At 62.8% G+C, this 6577-nt stretch carries 7 protein-coding genes and 1 rRNA gene; 5 read left to right on the top strand and 3 right to left on the bottom strand.

The window, feature by feature from the left end; genetic code table 11:
- Positions 1–108 precede the first annotated feature (108 nt).
- Together rrf and NDO75_RS24170 are read left to right on the top strand one after the other, a co-directional pair.
- Positions 109–230 (top strand): 5S ribosomal RNA (rrf, locus tag NDO75_RS24175).
- 178 nt (positions 231–408) lie between these two features.
- A complete protein-coding gene (locus NDO75_RS24170; RefSeq protein ID WP_310909187.1) occupies positions 409–825 on the top strand; it encodes a hypothetical protein in 417 nt (138 codons plus the stop codon).
- Positions 826–1043: 218 nt separating this feature from the next.
- Here the strand turns inward: NDO75_RS24170 and NDO75_RS24165 are convergent, their stop codons facing one another.
- On the bottom strand, positions 1044–1172 hold the full coding sequence (locus tag NDO75_RS24165; protein ID WP_310909186.1) for a hypothetical protein: 129 nt from the start codon (positions 1170–1172) through the stop codon (positions 1044–1046).
- A gap of 264 nt (positions 1173–1436) precedes the next feature.
- Positions 1437–2207: a cytochrome c oxidase subunit II gene (gene coxB / locus NDO75_RS24160; RefSeq protein ID WP_310909185.1), complete on the bottom strand. Its 771-nt coding sequence runs from the start codon at positions 2205–2207 to the stop codon at positions 1437–1439.
- A 219-nt stretch (positions 2208–2426) separates the two neighbouring features.
- Between coxB and NDO75_RS24155 the strand changes: the two genes are divergently transcribed.
- Both NDO75_RS24155 and NDO75_RS24150 read left to right on the top strand, forming a co-directional pair.
- Positions 2427–4715 carry a DUF6789 family protein gene (locus NDO75_RS24155; protein ID WP_310909184.1) on the top strand — a complete coding sequence of 763 codons (2289 nt, stop codon included), beginning with the start codon at positions 2427–2429 and terminating at the stop codon, positions 4713–4715.
- Positions 4712–5284, top strand: coding sequence for a hypothetical protein (locus tag NDO75_RS24150; RefSeq protein WP_310909183.1), 573 nt, complete (start codon positions 4712–4714; stop codon positions 5282–5284). Before NDO75_RS24155 ends, NDO75_RS24150 begins: the two co-directional genes overlap by 4 nt.
- 42 nt (positions 5285–5326) lie before the next feature.
- On the opposite strand, the gene NDO75_RS24145 is transcribed toward NDO75_RS24150, so the two are convergent.
- Entirely contained in the window at positions 5327–6151 is an 825-nt protein-coding gene (locus tag NDO75_RS24145; RefSeq protein WP_310909199.1) for a manganese catalase family protein, read from the bottom strand.
- Between the two features lie 237 nt (positions 6152–6388).
- Here NDO75_RS24145 and NDO75_RS24140 point away from each other — a divergent pair, with 237 nt between their 5' ends.
- Positions 6389–6571 (top strand): hypothetical protein, encoded by a 183-nt coding sequence (locus NDO75_RS24140; RefSeq protein WP_310909182.1) that lies wholly within the window; start codon positions 6389–6391, stop codon positions 6569–6571.
- Positions 6572–6577 lie beyond the last annotated feature (6 nt).

Genomic DNA, 6577 nt, shown 5'->3' with positions numbered 1-6577 from the left:
GATCCGTGACGCGAGAACGGGTCCGGACGCAAACTGGACTACACGTACACTACGGTCGAGACACCACCGATATTGGCATGATCGCGGTTCGATTCCGTGAATCGGCGTTAAGGCGGCCACAGCGGCGGGGTTCCTCCCGTACCCATCCCGAACACGGAAGATAAGCCCGCCTGCGTTACGGCCAGTACTGGAGTGCGCGAGCCTCTGGGAACTTCGTTTCGCCGCCGACCACTCATACTTATACTTTCAGAAGCCCCCAGCACCGGCCGTGGTGCTGGGGGCTTTCTGTATTTAAAAGCGCGACCAGCCTCTCTTTCGAGAGGCGTCACTTCCACGAATCACTTCCAGTACCGGAGGCCAAATATTTTTGGAGCGGGGCTTATCCTGTTATCTCTGAAAGAGTAAAACATGGATACAGGGGACGACCCGTCCGATCTCGACGCTATCTACGGATTACTGTCCGATCCGTATCGACGATACGTTTTGTACTACTTTCTCGAGAACGAACGCGCCACTATCGATCGGTTGGCCTTGCAACTTGCTGCGTGGGAGCACGACAAAGCGGTCGAGTCGGTCTCGGAAGACGAAAAAGAGACGATTACGGTAGCGCTGCGTCACAATCACCTCCCACAACTGGAAGACCACGGGATCGTTACGGTCAACCAGCGAAGCGGGGATATAGTCGCCGAGACTGGGTTCGACGGTATTCGCGCTACCGCTGAACGTGCGCGTGAGGTCGAAGGTCCGGATTCGATCGTCGGCAACGCGACCGAGTCGTTCCTGTATAGCGACCCGGTAGCGGAAACGACGAGCGACGATCGCTGAGAGCGACCAGACGACACGGAACTCGTTTGAAGACGAACGTGGAGCTATTCGCAGACGGGATAACGGATGGAAAGTGCGACGACAGTCGACGAACCCTCGAGAGGAAACAGCAGTGGGATAGTATCGAACGGGAATCGACGAGCGAAGACGAGTAATTCACGACCTATCGTCGGTGCCCGCGACGTTCGAACGACTTCCGCTCTGCTGCCGTCTGTCACCTATCGGCTGTAATCCGTCTCTCCGTGTGGATTCAGAATAGTCGAGTCGATTGCCGCCGCGATCTCGTTCGCTTGCTCCGCCATTCGCTCTCTTTCGAGACAGTGCGTCAGGACTGTCTCCTCTTCCATCGTCGTGACTTCTCTGTCCGCCGCGAAAATGTGCGCCCGGAACACTAACGTCCAGCCTCATCCCGTGGCGGCGTGCCGCGTCGGCTGGCTAACCCTCGTGCCGGGCGGGGGAACGGTGCGTTCCCCGAGTACTACTGTCGCGTGCCCGGGTTCGCCGTGCTGTCATCGCACCCGAATGGGTTGGCTCGGACGGGGACTAAAGGCACGCAGTACACCTAGGTGCGTCGATCGTTTAACTCTTCTACTCTCCCGCCCCCATGTGGCTCAACTGGGTTGTGGCGTCTCGGTAACGTTGCCCTCGTTCTCCGCGAGCCACTGCTCGTAGGCGTCGGGCTCGAGGACGACGATTTCGCCGTCCATCCACGAGTGGCCGGCGCCGCAGAACTCGGCGCAGACGACGTTGTAGCGGCCCGGTTCGTAGGCCATCGTTCGGGCACGAGTGTAGCGACCCGGGAAGGCGTCCTGCTTGACGCCGAGATCCGGGACGAAAAGCGAGTGAACGACGTCTTCGCTCGTGAGCCAGATGGTTACGCTTTCGTTGGCGGGGATGACGATCTCGTCTGCGGTTGTAATGTTCGCCCCGGGGTAGCTGGCCTGCCACTCCCACTGGTAGCCGGTGACGTACACTTCCTCGTCGTCGGTGTCGGGGAGGTCCGCGAACGATTCGAACTCCTGTTGGCTGCGGTCGATGTCCGCCGACTGCGACGGTGAGACGTAGGGGCTGACGAGAACGCTGTAGCCGGAGAGGCCGACGAACAGGAGGATGATCGCCGTGGCCGCAGTCCAGGTGATCTCGAGAGCGGGATCCTCCGTGGTCGGCTGCGGGTCGTCGTTGTCGTGGAACTTGACCGCCGCGTAGACCAGAATGAGCAGGACGAACAGGGTGAGCGGGAGCGCGACGTAGAGCAACTGGTACTCGAGGCCGTTGATGAGTTCCCGGTTGACTGACTGTGCCGCGACCGAGCCGGTCAGCGCGAGGAGGCTCAGAAGGACCGCGATGAAGAGGGTCTCGATCGTGCGTCGACGACTACCCATTGGCGGGGGTTCGAGAGCCGCGCTGATATACGGCAGCCATGGATCGTTGAACTGTCACGAGTCCGTACCAGTTTCAAGGGGCGTATTCTGGTAGAAGACGTATCGAAACCGGTGATACTCATGACATCGTCAGTTCAGCTTTATTGGTGGCGATGGTGAGTCCATCGCTATGCACGGCGGCGAGCGGTGCGGTCGATCGGTCGGAGGTGAGAGGCGGCGATGAACCGTGCCCTCGCGGAGGTGTCGCTGTTCGGTATCGTCGCCGTCAGTTGCCTCCTGACAGTGGTGGTGGCGCGACGGTTACGCGCCGATCCGACGCCGGACGGTGGCTACGCCGTGGGTCGCGATCGGCAGTTTAGTCTCGCCGACGCGAAGGCGGCCGCCGTTCGCTGGACGACGACGACGAACCACCGCGAGATCGGCCTGCTCTACATCGCGTTCGGGACCGTCGCGGCGATCTGGGGCGGGATCGACGCGATGATGATACGGACGCATCTGCTGACGCCCGAGGCGAACCTCTGGACGGAGCAGACGTACAACGAACTCTTTACGATGCACGGGCTGACGATGCTGATCTTCTTCGTCACGCCGGTGTTTTTCGGGATCGGGAACTACTTCCTCCCGTTGTTGATCGGGGCCGACGACATGGCGTTCCCGCGGCTCAACGCGGTTGGATTCTGGATGCTGCCGCCCTCACTCTTGCTCGCCCGACTGGGGATCGTCGCCGAGGTGACGGGAAAAGTGCTCGCGCTGGTGGTTCCGGCTGACTTATTGACGGCGCTGTTCGCGTTGCGCGAACCGGCGATCGGCTGGTACCTCTATCCGCCCTTGTCGCTAGCACCGAACCCGCAGACGAACTTCTTGCTCCTCGGGCTCCACTTGAGTGGCATCGCTACCACGATCGGCGCGCTCAACTTCATCACGACGGTGATCTACGAGCGCGACGAGTCGATCGGCTGGGCGAACCTCGATATCTTCTCGTGGAACATGCTCGTCACGAGCGCGATCGTCATCTTCGCGTTCCCGTTGCTCGGAACCGCCGTGCTCATGCTGCTGTTCGACCGAAACTTCGGGACGACGTTCTTCGCGGTCGAGGGCGGCGGCCCCATCCTCTGGCAGCACCTCTTCTGGTTCTGGGGTCATCCCGAGGTGTACATCATCTTTCTCCCCGCGACGGGGCTGATGAGCCTCATACTGCCGAAGTTCGTCGGTCGCAAACTGTTCGGGTTCAAGTTCATCGTCTACTCGACGATCGCGATCGGCGTCCTCTCGTTTAGCGTCTGGGCCCACCACATGTTCGTGACCGGTGTCGACCCACGGGTGCGGGCGAGTTTCATGGCGACGTCGGTCGCGATCGCCGTTCCGAGCGCGATCAAGGTGTTCAACTGGATCACCACGATGTGGAACGGGGACGTCAGACTCGCCGCACCGACGATCCTCTCTGTCGGCTCGATCGGCCTGTTCATCGTCGGCGGTGTCACCGGCATCTTCCTCGCGGTGATTCCCGTCGACATCATGTACCACGGCACCTACTACGTCGTCGGCCACTTCCACCTCATCCTCATGGGGATCATCCCGCTGATGATGTTCGCGGCCAGCTACTACTGGTACCCCTTGCTGACCGGCCGAATGTACGACCGCCGACTCGCGCTCTTCCAGTCGTCGCTGCTGGTCGTCGGTTCCGCGCTGACGTTCATGACCCTGATGGCGCTCGGCTTTCTCGAGCTACCCCGTCGATGGGCGACCTATCCGCCGCGGTACTCGGCGCTGCAGGTCGTCGCAACCGTCGGCGCGTTCATCATCGGCATTAGCGTCCTCATGTGGCTGTACAACATGCTCTGGTCGTACTTTCAGGGGACGCCGGTCGAGACCGCCGACCCCTGGGACCTCAAGGCGACCGAGCAGTTCACGCCCGAGTGGCAGTGGTTCGAGGATCGGCTCGAGCGCGAACGCGGAATCCCACCGAGCGAGCCCGAAAAAGTACGACCGTCGTACGTCCCCGCACGCGAGGAGCGACCGCCGTCGCTCGCCGGTCGAATCGTGCCGGTCGCTCGAACCGTCGCGAACGACGCGGGCGCAGCTGCGACCGGCGGCTTCGTCGGGACGATGCTCATGTCGGGCGTCCTCTTTGCGGCGGTGATTTTGGGCGCGTTCGACCTCGAGTCCTTCGCGAACCTCGCGACGCTCCTCGGACTACCCGGGAGCGTCGCGCTGGGCTACGGGGTCTTCCTCGTCGGTGGGATGACGGTCTGGGCGCTGCTCTTCCTTTCGCTGGGCGAATATTTGCCGGGCGAACTCACCCTCGTCACGGGGCTGTGGTACGCGACCGTCATCGCCTCCGGGTTCGCGATCGCGTTCTACACGGGTCAGACGGGCCTCGAACTGGTCGCCTATCTCGTCCTCGTGCTGCTCGCACACTGGCTGTACGGGCTGGGACTCGCCGGAACGATTACGTACCTCGGCGGCCGCCAGCGCCGTCCGTCGACGGGGGAGACCGAGCAACGATGAGCGACGACGACGCGCCACCGGGGCCGGCCGATCCGCCCGCGACGGACGAGACGGGGCCGACCGAGCCGACAGCTGAATCGGAGTCGCTGCTGTTGACGTACGTCGCGCCGTTTCTCGGCGTCCTCCTGATCGCCGCCGGGCTCCCGCTGACGATCGTCGGCGGCTACGTCGTCGTACAGGACAGCGTCGGACTCTGTGGGACGCCCTCGATCACGGCGACGCCGGTCGACGAGTACGAGGACTTTCCGGAGACGGTCGAAGTGCTTCCCGCCGAGGAACTCACGGCTGCCGAACGGGCAGCAATCGAGGAGGCCCTCGAGAGCCCGCTCCGCGAGGGAACGATCGACGGCGACGTTGCGAACAGGGAGGCGCTGTTCGAGGGTGTGGTCGTCCCGTACGAGGGGGAGCGCTACTACGTCCAGATCACGTCTCGCAACTCCTGTCTCGCGGCCGAGCCGCTGCTGTTTCCGATCGGCGGGATCGCGATCCTCGTGGGGATCGCCGGCGTGCTGACGCCGCCGATCTACCGGAAAATGGCCGGCTTCGAGGAGCGTATGCGAGGCGATTAGACGTCGTCTCACGACCGCCGGCGCATCGGTTCGGTGGTGGCGCTACTCGTCGCTCGCGTTCGGCTCGTCGTGAGTCATTTCGTCCGGGTCGGGGGCGACGACCTCGCCGTCGCCCGGCTGTCGAGCGGTGTAGGAGAACTGGCCCTTCCCGTCGGGGGCGTCACCCTGCGTCCAGGGCAGATCGGGGTCTTCCTGTTCGTCGCGTCGAGTCGACATGAACGTGTAATTGTACTCCTGGTTTTCCTCTTCCTGGGGGAAGCTCGCAGGGACGGGAACCGGGTCGTCGAGCGTTTCCAGGGCCTGCAGCCACTGATTCTGATGCATGGTGTCTCGAGCGATCAGGTAGGAGAGCATGTCCTTCATTCCGGGGTCGGCGGTGTACTCCCAGAGTCGGGTTGCGAGGGTCCGGCCGGTCGATTCGGCCATGACGTTGGCGTAGAGATCGCCGGCGAGGTTACCCGAGGCGACGATGTAGTTGCCGGTGAAGGGGGCGCCGTTGCTGTCGACGGGCATCGCCGATTGGCCCGACGAGAGGAACTGACGCGGGCCCTGTGCGGTCATCGCCTCGGCCGTCTCCGCAGTTTCTTGGACCGTATCGCTCATGCTCTTGGACGAGCCACGGAGGTTCTTGGTAACGGCGGACGCGAGCATCTCGATGTGGCCGAGTTCCTCGGCCGCGGTCTCCATCAGCAGGTTTCGGTACTCCTTGTGCTGTTCCGGCACCGCCCACGCCTGAAACATGTACTGCAGCGCGACGCGCATCTCGCCTTCCTGGCCGCCGATCGCTTGCTGGAGGAGTTTCGCGAAGTGTGGATCCGGATCTTCGACGGTGACCTCGTACTGAAGCTCTGGTTCGTGGAAGAACATCCACGGATTCCTGCCGGCGGCCACCGGTATAAACTCCTGTTGCGATCGGCGTTGAACGTTTCACGGGCTGGTAATTGTCGCCCGTAACTCTCTCTACGGAGGTGAAGGGGTCACATCGGATACTGGTCGACCGACCCCGAACCACACCGGCGACGCCCTGATTCGCAGACCGATCGGCCGCCGCCGGGGTTTTTCGTCACTGGCCGTGGTACGAGTCGATCCCTCGAGGTGACTCCGGTGAGTAACGATGGCGGAAAGCGGCGAGCAGCGGCGACGTGCGAGCGCTGCGGTGAGATCGGCATCGTCGAAGTCTGGCCCGACGGCGCACTCCGGCCGCTCGGACAGTCGGACCTCTGTGGATGCGACTCGGCGGCGCTTCGACTTCTCGAGACTGATCTCGACTCGGACGAGTTACCGTGAGCGCGC

The organism is Natrinema sp. 1APR25-10V2 (genome assembly GCF_031626495.1).
Classification (GTDB): Archaea; Halobacteriota; Halobacteria; order Halobacteriales; family Natrialbaceae; genus Natrinema.
This window is presented reverse-complemented; position numbering and strand designations above follow the sequence as displayed.